Annotated in this window: 15 protein-coding genes; 3 read left to right on the top strand and 12 right to left on the bottom strand. The window is 67.8% G+C overall.

Features of this window, described 5'->3' with window-relative positions:
* Positions 1–1,251: 1,251 nt before the first annotated feature.
* The 5 genes from ilvD to LJE69_RS20640 form a co-directional block, all read right to left on the bottom strand.
* Positions 1,252–2,934 (bottom strand): dihydroxy-acid dehydratase, encoded by a 1,683-nt coding sequence (gene ilvD, locus LJE69_RS20660; RefSeq protein ID WP_296927955.1) that lies wholly within the window; start codon positions 2,932–2,934, stop codon positions 1,252–1,254.
* Positions 2,935–3,187: 253 nt separating this feature from the next.
* Complete coding sequence (locus LJE69_RS20655; RefSeq protein ID WP_296927954.1) at positions 3,188–3,640, bottom strand: transcriptional repressor; 453 nt, start codon at positions 3,638–3,640, stop codon at positions 3,188–3,190.
* 35 nt (positions 3,641–3,675) lie between these two features.
* Positions 3,676–4,527: a metal ABC transporter permease gene (locus tag LJE69_RS20650; RefSeq protein ID WP_296927953.1), complete on the bottom strand. Its 852-nt coding sequence runs from the start codon at positions 4,525–4,527 to the stop codon at positions 3,676–3,678.
* Entirely contained in the window at positions 4,520–5,308 is a 789-nt protein-coding gene (locus LJE69_RS20645) for a metal ABC transporter ATP-binding protein (RefSeq protein ID WP_296927952.1), read from the bottom strand. Before LJE69_RS20645 ends, LJE69_RS20650 begins: the two co-directional genes overlap by 8 nt.
* Positions 5,305–6,324, bottom strand: a complete 1,020-nt coding sequence (locus LJE69_RS20640; RefSeq protein WP_367114724.1) for a zinc ABC transporter substrate-binding protein — start codon at positions 6,322–6,324, stop codon at positions 5,305–5,307. The genes LJE69_RS20645 and LJE69_RS20640 overlap by 4 nt, the downstream gene beginning before the upstream one ends.
* A 201-nt stretch (positions 6,325–6,525) precedes the next feature.
* Here LJE69_RS20640 and LJE69_RS20635 point away from each other — a divergent pair, with 201 nt between their 5' ends.
* Positions 6,526–7,992 carry a TrkH family potassium uptake protein gene (locus LJE69_RS20635; protein ID WP_296927951.1) on the top strand — a complete coding sequence of 489 codons (1,467 nt, stop codon included), beginning with the start codon at positions 6,526–6,528 and terminating at the stop codon, positions 7,990–7,992.
* A gap of 87 nt (positions 7,993–8,079) precedes the next feature.
* Here LJE69_RS20635 and LJE69_RS20630 read toward each other — a convergent pair whose 3' ends face one another.
* The 7 genes from LJE69_RS20630 to LJE69_RS20600 form a co-directional block, all read right to left on the bottom strand.
* Positions 8,080–8,412: a type II toxin-antitoxin system RelE/ParE family toxin gene (locus LJE69_RS20630; RefSeq protein WP_296927950.1), complete on the bottom strand. Its 333-nt coding sequence runs from the start codon at positions 8,410–8,412 to the stop codon at positions 8,080–8,082.
* 7 nt (positions 8,413–8,419) lie between these two features.
* Entirely contained in the window at positions 8,420–8,707 is a 288-nt protein-coding gene (locus LJE69_RS20625; RefSeq protein ID WP_296927949.1) for a type II toxin-antitoxin system Phd/YefM family antitoxin, read from the bottom strand.
* 194 nt (positions 8,708–8,901) lie between these two features.
* Entirely contained in the window at positions 8,902–9,261 is a 360-nt protein-coding gene (locus tag LJE69_RS20620; RefSeq protein WP_296927948.1) for a hypothetical protein, read from the bottom strand.
* 295 nt (positions 9,262–9,556) lie between these two features.
* Entirely contained in the window at positions 9,557–10,834 is a 1,278-nt protein-coding gene (locus LJE69_RS20615) for an ammonium transporter (protein ID WP_296927947.1), read from the bottom strand.
* 92 nt (positions 10,835–10,926) lie between these two features.
* Complete coding sequence (locus tag LJE69_RS20610) at positions 10,927–12,234, bottom strand: ammonium transporter (RefSeq protein ID WP_296927956.1); 1,308 nt, start codon at positions 12,232–12,234, stop codon at positions 10,927–10,929.
* A 61-nt stretch (positions 12,235–12,295) separates the two neighbouring features.
* Positions 12,296–12,634: a P-II family nitrogen regulator gene (locus tag LJE69_RS20605; protein ID WP_058555387.1), complete on the bottom strand. Its 339-nt coding sequence runs from the start codon at positions 12,632–12,634 to the stop codon at positions 12,296–12,298.
* 84 nt (positions 12,635–12,718) lie between these two features.
* Positions 12,719–13,603: a TorF family putative porin gene (locus tag LJE69_RS20600; protein ID WP_296927946.1), complete on the bottom strand. Its 885-nt coding sequence runs from the start codon at positions 13,601–13,603 to the stop codon at positions 12,719–12,721.
* Between the two features lie 316 nt (positions 13,604–13,919).
* Here LJE69_RS20600 and LJE69_RS20595 point away from each other — a divergent pair, with 316 nt between their 5' ends.
* Together LJE69_RS20595 and LJE69_RS20590 are read left to right on the top strand one after the other, a co-directional pair.
* Positions 13,920–14,183, top strand: coding sequence for an accessory factor UbiK family protein (locus tag LJE69_RS20595; protein ID WP_296927945.1), 264 nt, complete (start codon positions 13,920–13,922; stop codon positions 14,181–14,183).
* A 94-nt stretch (positions 14,184–14,277) separates the two neighbouring features.
* Positions 14,278–14,526, top strand: a 249-nt coding sequence (locus LJE69_RS20590; RefSeq protein ID WP_296927944.1) for a magnesium chelatase domain-containing protein, incomplete at its 3' end; no start/stop codon positions are given.

The raw sequence follows: 14,526 nt of genomic DNA, 5'->3' as shown, positions 1-14,526 counted from the left end.
ACCTTCGAGGGCGCCTTCGTGCTGGCGAAGGTGCTGGACGAGCCGAAGCTGGCCGCGCAGCAGTTGATCCAGTGTCGCAATTACCTGGAGTTGCTGTTCACGTCAGCGCCGGATTGAGTGCACCTTTGCTTCGGCAACCGTGTGGGCATCCCATCGCGCGGTGGGCACAGGGCGTCGGCGGCGCCTGGACCGAGCACGCGAGAGGCGAGCGGGGCCTGAATAAGCAGCCTTTCCCGAGCCGTCCAATGCGTCGCGCTGGTGGCGGACCATCCTCATGGTGCCGGCCATGCAGACCGGCATGAAACCGGCTGTGTATGGCGTGGGAGTGGCCATGGACGAGGTCCTGCCGAAGAAGGAGCCCGAGCCGCTTCGCCCCGAAGACCTCCAGCGCGGGCCGATCAGCAGTGCGCGGCCCTGGAAGGGGAGGCCAAGAGCTGTTTCAACACGATCAACCCGAAGTGGCTCGAGAACCACGACCGCGAGGCGGTTGCGCACTACGGTCGAACAGTCGATGAGCACGTCGGCAAGGTGTTGGCATTCTACGTCGAGGCGTCGCGGGGCTGACTGTACCGTGCGCGGGCGTCTGGGAAATGGGGGTCAAAGCCTTTTGAGAATGCCTCGGGAAGGATTGCCGGCTACTACAGACTCTCGGCCGCCGACATCGCGCTGACCGACATGCCCGCCGATTTCGCACGCCGGTTGCCGCGCCACCCCGGTTTGCCGGCTGCCCGCATCGGGCGGCTCGCCTGATCGACCCGTCCCCGGACCGACTGGCGGCGCCTGTCTGGCCGCCGGCGCGCGTTCAAGGCCGGCCCGACCACTCGTCGGCAAAGGAATAGTTCCGTGTCGTAGATCGAGCTCAGGAACGAAGCCCGACATGCTCCACGTCATCACCGCCCGATTTTCGGGCCTCCTTCGTCGGCCCGACCTACAGGGGCGCGCTTTGGATGGCGGCGACCACGAAAGGATACTGTCTGCGGAATTGCCCCGGAATTGAAACATATGATCAAGCGAGAACTGGCCCCGTCGTGCCGCGCAACCCATCGTGCCGCGGAGAACGCGCTGCGTTGCCGCGGTCCTCGTGGTTGCTACGGTCATCGCGAATGCTCGCGACGAAATCATCTGCCGGCACTGGGGTCAGGCATCGGTGTTATTTCGACGCGGGGGCGAATCCAAATCTGACGCTGACTTCGGGTCGCTTCAGACTTCCTCGCGCCGGCCCGAACTCGGCACCCCGCACTCCGTACCCCCTTATTCATCCGTTACACAGCCTTCAGAGGCCGGCTTCACGCTCTTGATGTACTTGTAGAGCGTGCCGCGGGTGGCCTTGTAGGGCGGCATGGCCCACGCGGCTCGGCGGCGCTCGAGCTCGGCGTCGTCAACTGCCATGGCCAGCACGCGGGAGCCGGCATCGATGGTGACGGTGTCGCCGTCCTGGAGCAGCGCGATGGGGCCGCCTTCCTGGGCCTCGGGGCAGACATGGCCGATGATGAAGCCGTGGGAGCCGCCGGAGAAGCGCCCGTCGGTGATGAGCGCTACGTCCTTGCCGAGGCCGGCGCCCATGATGGCGCTGGTGGGGGTGAGCATCTCGGGCATGCCAGGGCCGCCCTTGGGACCCTCGAAGCGGATGACGACGACGTCGCCCTTCCGAATCTTGCCCTCTTCCAGGGCGTGGAGCATGTCTTCCTCGGCATCGAACACCCGCGCCGGGCCTTCGAAGCGCAGGCCCTCCTTGCCGGTGATCTTGGCCACGGCGCCGTCCGGGGCGAGATTGCCGCGCAGGATCTGGATGTGGGCGGTCTGCTTGATGGGGTGCTTGACGGGCATGACGATTTTCTGATCGGCGTCGAGGTCCGGCAGGTCGTCGAGGTTCTCCGCCAGGGTGTGCCCGGTGACGGTGAGGCAGTCGCCGTTCATCAGTTCCTGGTCCAGCAGGTACTTCATCACCGCGGGCGTGCCGCCGACGGCGTGCAGGTCTTCCATGACGTACTTGCCGCTTGGCTTGAGATCGGCGAGGTAGGGCGTGCGGTCAGACGCCGCCTGGATGTCGTCCAGCGTCAGATTCACGCCGATGGCCCGGGCCATGGCGATGAGGTGCAGCACGGCGTTGGTGGAGCCGCCGAGGGCCATGACGACGGCCAGGGCATTGTCGAAGGCGGCGCGGGTCATGATGTCGCCGGGCTTGATGTCGCGCTCCAGCAGGGTGCGCATGGCGGTGCCGGCGCGGCGGCATTCCTCGGACTTGACCGGGTCGGTGGCCGGCGTCGAGGCGCTGTAGGGAAGGGACATGCCGAGCGCCTCGATGGCGGAGGCCATGGTGTTGGCGGTGTACATGCCGCCGCAGGCGCCGGGGCCGGGGCAGGCGTGACGGACGATGTCCGCCCGCTCGTCCTCGTCGATGCTGCCGCTGATGAACTGCCCGTAGCTCTGAAATGCCGAGATGATGTCCAGTGGCTGGCCGGACTTGCCGTGCCCGGCGCGGATGGTGCCGCCGTAGACCACGATGCCGGGGCGGTTCAGCCGCGCCATGGCCATGATGGAGCCCGGCATGTTCTTGTCGCAGCCGGGCAGCGCGATGAGCCCGTCGTACCACTGCGCGGCGCAGACGGTCTCCATGGAGTCGGCGATGAGGTCGCGGGACTGCAGCGAGTAGCTCATGCCCTCGGTGCCCATGCTGATGCCGTCCGAGACGCCGATGGTGTTAAAGCGCATGCCCACCATGCCGGCCTCATCGGTGCCTGCTTTGATCTCCGCGGCGAGGTCGAGGATGTGCATGTTGCAGGGGTTGCCCTCCAGGTAGACGCCGGCGATGCCGATGAGCGGCTTGCCGAGATCGTCCTCGGCGAGGCCCGCGGCGTAGAGCATGGCCTGGGAGGCGCCCTGGGACTTGGGCGCGGTGACGCGGGCGCTGTAGCGGTTGAGCTTGGTGTGCATGGCTGGCTCCCGTTGCGGGTGTATGAGGTTTGGGCTGCGCGGGACGAGTATGGTCGATGGGCGCGGGTGTCGTGCGCGGTCCCTGCTTGGCTTGTCCCGGGTGCGGGACGAATCAAGGCGGTCGTTTCGCCGTTTGGCGAGGGGGCTGGACTATTCGGCGCTTCCCATGTCGCCCTGGAGGGGACACTCCGGCCGGCACGCTAGGCGCCGGCGCCGGCATCGCGAGCGGTCTCGGCATTTTCGCGCCGGTGCTCTAGTCGTCTTCCCGCGCAGCACAGGCCGAGCAGGTGCCGATGACCTCGACGATCGGCCGGCTTGGCCTGAAGCCGCTTTCGGCCGCCACCGAGGCGAGGCTGTCGGCGATGCTCGGGTCCTCCAGTTCGGTGACGCCGCCACAGCCGTCGCAGATCAGGAACTGGCTCGCGTGCGGGTGCTCCGGATGGGTGCAGCCGATGAACGCGTGCAAGGTCTCCAGCTTGTGCACCAGCCCCTGCGCCAGCAGCCAGTCGAGCGCGCGATACACCGTCGGCGGTGCCGCGGGGGCGCCGTCGCGGAGCTGATCCATGATCTCGTAGGCACCCACTGGCCGCTGCGCCCGGCACACCAGCTCCAGCACGCGCCGGCGTTGGGCTGTAAGGCGCACGCCGCGCTCGGTGCAGAGGGCTTCAGCGCGGGCCAGGGCGTTGCGCAGGGTGTCGTCGTCCATCGTGCGTCGGGCCTGCAGGCCGATGGCAGCCCGGCTTAGGGCGGTGCCGATGCCGCTGGGGGTATGCGGCTCCGCCGCACCCGGGCGGCCACGAGCGCCGAGACCAGGTACAGCGCCCCGGCGAGCAGGATGATAGTGGGTCCGGGCGGCAGGTCCGGCGCATAGGAGAGCGCCAGGCCGCCGGTGGTGAGCGCGCTGCCCAGCAGCGTCGATGTCAGCATCATGGCCGTGATGGAGTGGGTCCACTGCCCGGCGACGGCTGCCGGCAGGGTCAGCAGCGCGATGACGAGAATCAGGCCCACTACCTGGATCATCAACACCACCGTCAGTGCCACCAGCACCAGCAGCAACAGATACAGCGGCGCCACCGGCAGGCCGCGCAGCCGGGCGAAGTCCTCGTCGAAGCTGACGGCGATGAAGTGCCGGTAGCCGAGCCCCACCACCAGCAGCAGCGCCAGGTCCAGCGCGCCCATGAACCAGAGCTCGCGGGTCGGGACCAGCAGAATATTGCCGAACAGGAAGCTCATCAGGTCCGTGGTGTAGCCCGGCGTGCGGGAGATGAACAGGATGCCCACCGCCATGCCGATGGCCCAAAGCGCGCCGATGGCCGTGTCCTCGCCGGTGCGCCAGGTGAGCCGCACCCACCCGATCAGCAGCGCCGAGACCACCGCGGCGCCGAGCGCACCGAGCAGCGGGTCGAAGCCGAAGTAGAGCGCCGCGCCCATGCCGCCCAGCACGGAGTGGGCGATGCCGCCGGCGAGGAAGGCGATGCGCTTGACGACGACGAAGGGGCCGATGAGTCCGCAGCCAATGCTCGCCAGCAGCCCCGCCAGCAGCGCCTGGCGCAGGAAGCCCTGCGCGGCGACGGCCATGAAGAAGTCACCCATGGTCGGCATGCTCCGCGGCGGCGCCCACCGGCCGTGGATGGCCGTGGCGGTGGGCGTGCTGGATGCGGCGCACGTCCTCGCCGTAGAGGTCCTGGATCATCTGGCCGTCGATGCTGCCCGTGGTGTGGCAAACGAGGGTGCGGTTCAGGCAGGCGACGCGGGTCACGTAGCCCGAGATGAAGGCGATGTCGTGGGAGACCACGACGATGGTGAGCCGGTGCTTGAGCACCGCCAGCAGCTCGAAGATCTCGCCCTCCAGGCGCTGGTCGATGTTGGCCGTGGGCTCGTCCAGGATGAGGAGCCGCGGTTCCCCCACCAGCGCGCGCGCCAGCAGCACGCGCTGGAGCTGCCCGCCGGACAGGGTGCCCACCTGCCGGCCGCGCAGGTCCAGCGCCTCCACTTCGCGCAGCGCCGCGGCGGCGGCATCCCGGTCGGCCCGCGTCCAGGGGCCGACCCGGAAGCCGAGCCCGAAGCGACCCATCAGCACCACGTCCTCGACGCTGATGGGGAAGTCCCGCGCAAAGCCGGGGTACTGCGGCACGTAGCCAATCTGGCGCCGCGCGCGCTGCGGCGGCTGGCCGAGCACGCGCACGCGCCCCGCCTGCGGCTTCAGCAGGCCCAGGATCAGCTTCAACAGGGTGCTTTTGCCGCCGGCGTTGGGGCCGACGATGCCGAGGAACTCGCCTTCGGCCACCTGCAGCGTCACGTTCTCGAGCACGGGCAGGGTGCCGTAGGCGAAGTACAGGCCGGCGATATGGATGATGGGCGCGGCGGTGGTCATTGCCGGCGCTCGCCGGTCTCTGCCGCCGCGGGGTGATCCGCCGGTCCATAAGCATCCCGGATGATGTTTGCCAGCCGGAGCAGGGTCGCGGCGTAATCGGTGGCGAGCGGGTCCACGGTCTCGACGCGCCCGCCGATGGCGCGGGCCACCTGCTCGGCGGCACGCCGGTTGAACTGCGGCTGCACCAGGATCACCCGGGCGCCCTCGGCGTGGGCCTGGTCGATGAGCATGGTGAGCCGGCGTGCGCCGGGCTCCTTGCCCTCGTACTCGATGGGGACCTGTATCAGCCCGTAGGCGTCGGCGAAGTAGCCCCAGGCCGGGTGGTAGACCAGGAAGCTCCGCCCGCGCAGGCCGGAAAGCTCCGCCCGCAGCCGTTGGTCCAGCGCCGCCAGTTCGGCATCGAAGGCGGCCTGGTTCTTGGCATAGACTGCGGCACCGGCGGGGTCCAGCCTGGTGAGTGCGTCGCGGATGGTCACCGCCATGTGTCGCACCAGCCGCGGGCTGGTCCAGACGTGAGCGTCCATGGCCTCGTGCGCGTGCTCGGCGTCATGGTCCGGGCCATGCTCGGTGGCGTGATCGTGCGCCTCGAGGCTGCGCAGCCGGAGTCCATCGCGCAGGTCCACCACCGGCATGTCCGGGTTGGTGGCGGTGATGCGCTTCATCCACGCCGCCTCGAAGGGTACGCCGACGCGGAAGTACAGCTGCGCGTCCGCAAGGGTTGCGATCTGCCGCGGGGTCGGCTCGTAGGTGGCGGGGCTGTGGCCGGGCTGCACCATGACGTGCACCTGCACCCGCTCGGCGCCGACGTGCTCGACGAAGGTCTGAATCGGCAGCACGCTGACGAAGACGTCCAGGGGTTCGGCGGCGGTTGCCCCTCGCGCGCCGATGGCAGTGAGCAGCGGCAACAGCCAGAGCAGCATTCTGCGCGACCATGCCCGTGCTGGCGATGCGCGGCGCGTCTGCGGCAGGCGCGCCCGGCGGGCTGGGCTTTCTTGCGGCGCGAGCTCGGGGCGCATTGGGGTGGCTCCGGGGTTGGGCGAGCGCAACAATGTAACGCTATAACGCGCTGGCGCCAATCGCCGTCATCGATGATGGCTGGTAAGGTGCCGGGTCGCCGGTCCGCACACCGCGCTCTGATGCCGGACGCGGGAACCGAGGATAATGCGGCGCCTGCCCAGTCGATCAGCCTCAGCCGTTCCGGTCCCGCCGCACCCGTCATGCATCCACTCCTGATTGCCCGTGTCCTCGGCCTGTTCGCACTGCTGTTCGGTGTCACGCTGACGGCGCCCATCGGCATTGCGCTGATCCACGGCGAGACCGATCTGACCCCTTTCCTGGAGCCGCTGGCGGGCTCGCTCGTGCTCGGCTTCGTGCTCTGGGTGGGCGGCGAGCTCGGCCCGCGGCTCGGCGGTGGCGCGCACGGCGATCTGGGCGTGCGCGACGGCTTCCTCATCGTCGCGTTGTTCTGGTTCCTGCTGAGCACGCTCGGCGCGTGGCCGCTGGTCCTCGGTGTCGGGCTGTCGCCGGTGGACGCGTTGTTCGAGGCGGCGTCCGGCCTCACCACCACCGGCGCGACCGTTATCACCGGGCTCGACGCATTGCCCCGCTCGCTGCTGTTCTACCGCCAGGAACTGCAATGGCTCGGCGGCATGGGCGTGGTGGTGCTCGGGCTCGCGATCATCCCGCTGCTCGGCATCGGCGGCATGCAGCTCTACCGCGCCGAGGCGCCGGGCCCCCTCAAGGAGGAAAAGCTCACGCCGCGGCTCGTCGGCACGGCGCGATCGCTCTGGTTGCTGTATCTGGGCCTGACGGCGGCCTGCGCGCTGGGCTATTGGCTCGCCGGCATGAGCGTCTTCGATGCCGTATCGCACAGCCTCAGCACCGTCTCCACCGGCGGCTTCTCCACCCACGACGACAGCATCGGCTACTACAACAGCCCCGTGGTGGAGGGCGTCTCCATCGTCTTCATGCTGTTGGCGGCCATCAACTTCGGTCTGCACTTCGTGGTTTGGAACAAGCTCGACCCGCGGCTCTACCTGCGTGATCCCGAGGCCAGGTCCTTCCTCATCTTCGTCTTCGCGGTCGTCTTGGTGGTGAGCCTCATGCTCTGGCTGGAGCACGTGTACCCAGGGCCGCTGAAGGGCGTCCGCGAGGCCGCCTTCACCGTCGTCTCACTGGTCACCAGCACCGGCTTCGCCACCGTGGACCATGCGCACTGGCCGGACTTCCTGCCGGTGCTGCTCATGATTGCGGCCTTCGTCGGCGGTTGCGGCGGCTCCACCGCCGGCGGCATCAAGGTGCTCCGGGTGGTGCTGTTGTCCAAGCAGGGGCTCTACGAGGTGCGCCGCCTGATCCATCCGCGCGCCATGACGCCGGTGCGGGTCGGCAATCGCGTGGTGGACGCACAGCTCATGCAGTCCGTGTGGGGCTACTTCGCGCTGTACATGATGACCTTTGTGCTCTGCGGCCTGTGGATGATCCACGCCGGGCTGGACCCGGTATCCGCATTCGCCGCGGTGGCCACCAGCATCAATAACTTAGGACCCGGCCTCGGCGAGGTCGCCTACAACTTCCAGACCGTCAGCGACCAGGGCAAGCTCGTTGCGGTGGCCGCCATGCTGCTTGGGCGGTTGGAGATCTTCACCATCCTGGTGCTGCTCACGCCGGGGTTTTGGCGCGGCTAGGCCGCCACCGACAAGCGCTTGCCCAGTGGGAGCGGCATGCCTGGTGCCGCGATCGGCAGATCAGCGCGGCGCATCTGCCGCTCGCGCTCATGCGGCGAGCAGTCGCCGCTCCAGCAGCCGTTGCAGGCTGCGCCGCCCATCGGCGATCAGATAGACCCGAACAGCCCGGTCGTCCTCGAACACCCGGTAGACGATACGGTAGGGTTTGAAGAAGACCTCTCGGTACTCGCGGATGCCAAGCGCCGCGAGCTCCCGCGGATAGCTGCCGCGGTTGGGCTCCGTCGCCAAGCCGTCGATCACCGCCTCGACGGCGTCGAGCACATGGAGCGTCCGTTCCGGCAGATCCTGCTCGGCGATGTAGCGGATGATCTGCGCGAGATCGCGCTGGGCGGCGGCCGTCAGCTCGACGCCATAGCCCACGGCGTGCTCAGGCTCGAGAGGCCCCGCGCGCGAATCGTTCGCGCAGGCCAGCGAACACAGCCTCCGCTGGCCGAGTCGCGCCGCTGGCGACCTCATCGTTGCCGAGCGCGAGGATCTTCAGCAGTGCCAGGGTCTCGCGGTCTTCCTCGTAGCTCGCGATGTCCTGCAGCACCGCCTTCGCCTCGCCGTTCTGGGTGACGATCACGGGCTCGCGAACCTCCTGCACGTGCCGGAGCACCTCTGCGGCATGTGCCTTCAGATAGCTGACGGGCTTGACTTGCTCGGTGGGCTTCATGCGAGCCGGCCTGCGGTGGTGATGAATTCAGTCCGAGTATAGGACGGCGTGGCGCCTTGTGGGTAGTCCATAAGCGGCGACCGCGCCCACGGCGCCGTGTCCTGCTGCGGATTTGCTGCAACGTCGGATGCCGTCTGGCTCCTGCGTCCAAGTCATAGCGGCGCATGACCTCGGAATGCCGTGTCCAGCGCCGCTCAACCGGAGCAGCAGCACTGCACCGGCGTGTCGCTGTGCAGGGGCAGCCCCACGGCGAGGTTGAACAGGTTGTCCGCGGACGCCGCGAGCACGAGCGCCGCGAAGGCCACCCAGAGCCAGACGATGGGCGCGCGCAGCAGGTTCCCGATGTCGATGCCAGGCCCGGCCAAGCGTCGAACCCGAGGCAAGCTGAGCCCGGCCAGGAGGAATGCGAAGGCGCCGAGCCCCGGCCAGAAACCCTGCTGCAGGATCGCCCGGAGCAGCCGTGGCACCCCACAGGCATCCACCCAGAAGCAAGGCTGCTCCCGCAGCAGGGCACCGGCGAGCAGCAGCCAGCAGAACAAGAGGCACGGCAGCACACGGAGCGCCGTCAGCTGGCCGGGGGGCGAGTGGCCAGGAGGCGTGTGGCCGGGAGGCGAACTGTGGGTAGTCGCTGCACTCATCGCGGGCGTGGATACGGGGGGCTGTGGGGGATTATGCACAGTGCGTGCATAAGAGCGACAGCGCCAGCGAGCCCGATGATGCGCGGTGGCGGCTGACAACGTGGCGCCGGCGAGGGCGCCAATCTGCCGCAACGCAAATAAAAATGGGGCCCGAAGGCCCCACTGCAAGCGTGATCGCGTCCCTGTGAAGTCGGTCTTCCGAAAAATTGCCTCAGGCGGTGGCTCCGCGCGAGCCCACGAACTCCGGATAGGCCTCCAGGCCGCACTCGCCCACGTCCACGCCTTCGTACTCTTCTTCTTCGCTGACGCGGATGCCCATGACGAGCTTGATCAGCAGCCAGACGATGAAGGAGGTAATGAAGACCCAGGCGAAGATGGTGCCAAGACCGATGGCCTGGGCGCCGAAGGTGGCTTCGGCGTTGGTGATGGGCACGGCCATGAGGCCCCACATGCCCACCACGCCATGCACTGAAATGGCGCCCACGGGGTCGTCGATGCGCAGCTTGTCCAGCGTGACGATGGCGAAGACGACGATGACGCCGCCGATGCCGCCGATGAGGGTCGCCGCCAGCGGGGTCGGCGTCAGTGGCTCGGCGGTGATGGCCACCAGCCCCGCCAGCGCGCCGTTCAGCGCCATGGTCAGGTCCGCCTTGCCGAACAGCATACGCGCCGTGACCAGCCCGAACACCAGGCCGCCGGCGGCCGCCATGTTGGTATTGACGAAGACGCCGGCAACCGCGTTGGCCTCCGCGATGTTGGAGACCTTGAGCTCGGAGCCGCCGTTGAACCCGAACCAGCCGAGCCAGAGGATGAAGGTGCCGAGCGCCGCCATCGGCATATTCGCGCCGGGGATGGCGTTGATGCTGCCGTCTTTGCTGTACTTGCCCTTGCGCGCGCCGAGCAGCAGCACGCCTGCCAGCGCCGCCGAGGCGCCGCACAGGTGCACCACGCCGGAACCGGCGAAGTCGTTGAAGCCGATGCCGTCGAGCCAGCCGCCGCCCCACTTCCAGTAGCCCTGCACCGGATAGATGAAGCCGGTCATGAACACCGCGAAGAGCAGGAAGGCCCAAAGCTTCATGCGCTCGGCCACGGCGCCGGAGACAATGGACATGGCGGTGGCGACGAACACCACCTGGAAGAAGAAGTCGGCCAAGTGGGCATACACGATGTCGCCGCCGCTGCCGGCCACCGCGTCCAGGGTGTGGTCCTCGGCGGCGCTGGTGAACATGAACATGTTCGACCAGTCGATCTGCGGGATGACGCCGTTGCCGCCGGCCGGGTACATGATGCCGAAGCCGATGATCATGTACATGATGCACGCGATGGCGTACAGGGCGACGTTCTTGGTCAGGATCTCGGCGGTGTTCTTGGCGCGCACCAGGCCCGCCTCGAGCATCGCGAAGCCCGCGGCCATCCACATGACCAGCGCGCCGGTGATGAGAAGATAGAAGGTGTCGAGTGCGTATTGGAGCTCTATGCTCGCATCCACGGGGGGCTCCTCCCAGTCGATTCGGCCCGGCTGCGCCTGCGCCGAACGGGGTGATGCGGCGGCCGGGAAGGGCCGGCCGCCGCGATTGACGGCTACAGGATGTAACCGCGCTCCTCATGCAGGGCGATATCGAGACCTTCGGTCTCCTGCTCCTCGCTGACGCGCACGCCCATGGTCAGCTTGACCAGGTACAGCAGGATCAGGCTCACGACCCCGCCGTAAATCAGCGTCGTCAGCACCGACAGCACCTGTACCCAGACCTGGTGGCCCATGGTGATCGCTTCCGACGCATAGCCCGCGCCGCCGAGGCTCGTACTCGCGAAGACACCGGTCAGGATGGCGCCGACGATACCGGCGATGCCGTGCACACCCCAGACGTCCAGAGAGTCGTCATAGCCGAGTTTCGGCTTCATCATGGTCGAGGCGAAGAACGCCAGCAGGGCGCCGGCGAAGCCGATGACGATCGCGCCCATCGGTCCGGCGCTGCCGGAGGCCGGCGTGATGGCGACCAGGCCAGCCACGGCACCGGTGGCGGTGCCGAGTACCGACGGCTTACCGTGGCGCATCCACTCGGCAAACATCCAGGTCAGGGCCGCCGCGGCGGTGGCGATCTGCGTGACGGCCAGGGCCATGCCGGCGACGCCGTCGGCAGCCAACTCCGAGCCCGCGTTGAAGCCGAACCAGCCGACCCAGAGCAGGGACGCGCCCACCACCGTATAACCGAGGTTATGGGGCGGCATCGCGACGGTCGGATAGCCCTTGCGCTTGCCGAGCACCAGCGCCGCCATCAGCGCGGCGACACCGGCGTTGATGTGCACCACGGTACCGCCGGCGAAGTCCATCGCGCCGAGCTCGCTGATCCAGCCGCCGCCCCACACCCAATGGGCGATCGGCACGTACACGAGGGTCACCCACAGGCCCATGAAGACCAGCATCGCGGAGAACTTCATGCGCTCGGCAAAGGCGCCGACGATGAGCGCGGGGGTGATGACCGCGAAGGTCATCTGGAAGGTCATGAAGACCGTTTCCGGGATCGATCCGGACAGCGAGTCGATCGTCACGCCGGCGAGGAAGGCCTTGTCGAGGCTGCCGATGACGGCATTGAGCGAACCGCCATCGGTGAAGGCGAGGCTGTAGCCGTAAACGACCCAAATGATGGTGACGAGCGCGGTGATGGCGAAGCACTGCATCAGCACCGACAGCACGTTCTTCGCCCGCACCAGGCCGCCGTAGAACAGCGCCACGCCGGGGATGGTCATCATGAGCACCAGAGCGGTCGCGGCGATCATCCAGGCGGTGTCACCGGAGCTCAGGGTCGGTTCATCCTGGCCGAACGCGAGCATCGGCAGAGAGAAAAGCACGAGCGCGGCCAAGAGCCGCGCCGGCGAGAGGGACTTCATCGGGTTCACATTGCAGCTCCTTGTTGGGGCATTGCAGACGGCGGGGATCGCAGGCCCGGGATCAGAGCGCGTCCGGACCGGTCTCGCCGGTGCGGATGCGGATGACTTGCTCCAGATCGGAGACGAAGATCTTGCCGTCGCCGATCTTGCCGGTCTGCGCGGCGCTGGTGATGGCCTCGATCACCTGGTCCACCAGCGGATCATCGACCGCTATCTCGACCTTGATCTTGGGCAGGAAGTCGACGACGTACTCGGCGCCGCGGTAGAGCTCGGTGTGGCCCTTTTGGCGGCCGAAGCCCTTGACCTCGATGACCGTAATGCCGGACACGCCGATGTCCGCGAGGGCCTCGCGCACGTCGTCCAGCTTGAACGGCTTGATGATGGCTGAAATCAGCTTCATGGATTGCGCTCCTCGAAGGGGAAGCGCCGGACCGACACCGGTCCGGCGTGCGGGGGGGGTGACGGGTTCAGGTGCGCGGCGGGCTCAGAACTCCTTGTTCCAGCCGACCCAGAACTTCGGGTCGGTATCGTAGCCGACGCTCTCCTTGCCGCTGTTCTGATCCCAGTTCAGGCTGAAGGTACCGAACTTGCCGCCGTCCTTGCTAATGGTGGCGCCATAATTCCAGTAGTCGGCGCTCTGGGTAACGATGTTGCCGGCGGCATCGACGCCCACGTCGACCTGATCGTGGCGGAAGTCGTAGTAACCGCCGCGGACGCCGAAGCCGAAGTCGTAGGGCAGCGAGACGTCGGCGCTGCCGTAGAAGTACCAGTCGCCGTCGTCGAACAGCCCGCCATCGTTCTCGCCGTAGACCGTGTAGGCGGCGCCCAGGGTGAACCACTTGTAGGTGCCGCTGAGGCCGATTTCGGCGAAGTCGGAATCGCGGCCATCCGGGTACGCGTAATAGATGCCGTTCACGCCGACGCTCAGGTCGTCGTTGATCGCGTAGTCGTAGCCGGTGTACAGGTCCAGTTCGTAGTTCGGCGAATGCGGGTCCGCGCCGGTCGTTGCGGCCGTGTACACTGGTGCGTCGGTGGTGGGGTCGATCTCCTGCTTACCCGTGTTCGGGTCGATGACGGGCGTGAGTACGACCTCTTGCGAGCTCCCCTCGTCCCAGTCGATGTTCGATGCCCAGGTGCCGACGTAGAAGCCGCTCTTGTGCTTCGCGTCCAGACCGCCCTGAACCGCGGCCTGGTCGCCCGTCTGGGTGACACCGCGCCAGATGTAATTGGACACCGCGCCGATGTTGGCGCTGAAGTCCCAGGGGCTGGTGCCTGCGGCGTCCTCGGCGAGCGCGGCGCTCATGGAGAGCGCCGATGCGGCGGCGAGTGCACTGGCTGCGGCGCCCGTGCGGATCATTCGTGTTGTCATACTGTCTACCTCTCGACTACATCGGTGGGGCCGCCGACCATCGTTGGCCCCGAGCTTGCCATTCGCCGCAGTGGGCGGATTCCGTCGAGAGGTTAAGCACGCATTGTGCCAACATCGCGATGTGCCGCAAAACCAACGGTGCGGGCGCGTATTGTCGCTCTGGCACAACAATCGTGCCGCACAAAGATGGTGCAAGCGGCCGGCGCGGGAACCGAAATCGCGCACGATCATCGGGCGCAATGTCCGCGGAACGTCGTGGAACCCGAAGCTCTATAATCGTTTTCAAACCCGAAACACCTCCCGTGGAGAACGCCTCATGTTGGAGCCCAAGACGCTCGACGACCTCGCCCGCCGCCTCGCCGAGAGCATGCCGGAGGGCGTCAAGGTGTTGCGCGAAGACCTAAGCCGCGGCTTCCGCTCGACCCTGGAAGCGGGCCTCGGTCGGCTCGATCTGGTCACGCGCGAAGAATTCGACGTCCAGGCCGCGGTGCTCGCCCGCACCCGCGCCAAGCTGGAGGCGCTTGCGCTGCGTGTCGCGGAGCTCGAGGCCGCCGCCGGCATCAAGTCCGGCATCAGCTGACAGTACACGCTGAAGGCGCAGTGCCCATGAGCGGGCGGCCAGAGCATCCCCGCCGTGCCCCGCCCGGACGCACCACGCACGGCTTCGCACCCTGATGGGCCTCTGCGTCCTGCACAGCCGCGCCCGCGAGGGCATCCGCGCGCCGGAGGTGGCCGTCGAGGTGCACGCCGGCGGCGGGCTGCCGGCCATGTCCATCGTCGGCCTGCCGGAGCTGGCGGTGAAAGAGAGCCGCGATCGCGTGCGCGGCGCCATCGTCCAGGGCCGCTTCGATTTTCCCGCCGGGCGCGTGACCATCAACCTCGCGCCCGCCGACCTGCCGAAGGAGGGCGGTCGCTTCGACCTG

The sequence above is a fragment of the Thiohalocapsa sp. genome, from assembly GCF_022340605.1.
GTDB lineage: Bacteria > Pseudomonadota > Gammaproteobacteria > Chromatiales > Chromatiaceae > Thiohalocapsa.
The sequence above is the reverse complement of the archived record's forward strand: the minus strand, read 5'-3'. Positions and strand labels throughout refer to the sequence as shown.

What these genes read in the sequence shown, in the direction of transcription:
- LJE69_RS20650 (WP_296927953.1), bottom strand. Translation starts at nt 4,527, where the DNA reads ATGGGTGACTTCTTCATGGCCGTCGCCGCGCAGGGCTTCCTGCGCCAG.
- LJE69_RS20595 (WP_296927945.1), top strand. Translation starts at nt 13,920, where the DNA reads ATGTTGGAGCCCAAGACGCTCGACGACCTCGCCCGCCGCCTCGCCGAG.
- LJE69_RS20610 (WP_296927956.1), bottom strand. Translation starts at nt 12,234, where the DNA reads ATGAAGTCCCTCTCGCCGGCGCGGCTCTTGGCCGCGCTCGTGCTTTTC.
- ilvD (WP_296927955.1), bottom strand. Translation starts at nt 2,934, where the DNA reads ATGCACACCAAGCTCAACCGCTACAGCGCCCGCGTCACCGCGCCCAAG.
- LJE69_RS20600 (WP_296927946.1), bottom strand. Translation starts at nt 13,603, where the DNA reads ATGACAACACGAATGATCCGCACGGGCGCCGCAGCCAGTGCACTCGCC.
- LJE69_RS20655 (WP_296927954.1), bottom strand. Translation starts at nt 3,640, where the DNA reads ATGGACGACGACACCCTGCGCAACGCCCTGGCCCGCGCTGAAGCCCTC.
- LJE69_RS20605 (WP_058555387.1), bottom strand. Translation starts at nt 12,634, where the DNA reads ATGAAGCTGATTTCAGCCATCATCAAGCCGTTCAAGCTGGACGACGTG.
- LJE69_RS20625 (WP_296927949.1), bottom strand. Translation starts at nt 8,707, where the DNA reads ATGAAGCCCACCGAGCAAGTCAAGCCCGTCAGCTATCTGAAGGCACAT.
- LJE69_RS20645 (WP_296927952.1), bottom strand. Translation starts at nt 5,308, where the DNA reads ATGACCACCGCCGCGCCCATCATCCATATCGCCGGCCTGTACTTCGCC.
- LJE69_RS20640 (WP_367114724.1), bottom strand. Translation starts at nt 6,324, where the DNA reads ATGCGCCCCGAGCTCGCGCCGCAAGAAAGCCCAGCCCGCCGGGCGCGC.
- LJE69_RS20635 (WP_296927951.1), top strand. Translation starts at nt 6,526, where the DNA reads ATGCATCCACTCCTGATTGCCCGTGTCCTCGGCCTGTTCGCACTGCTG.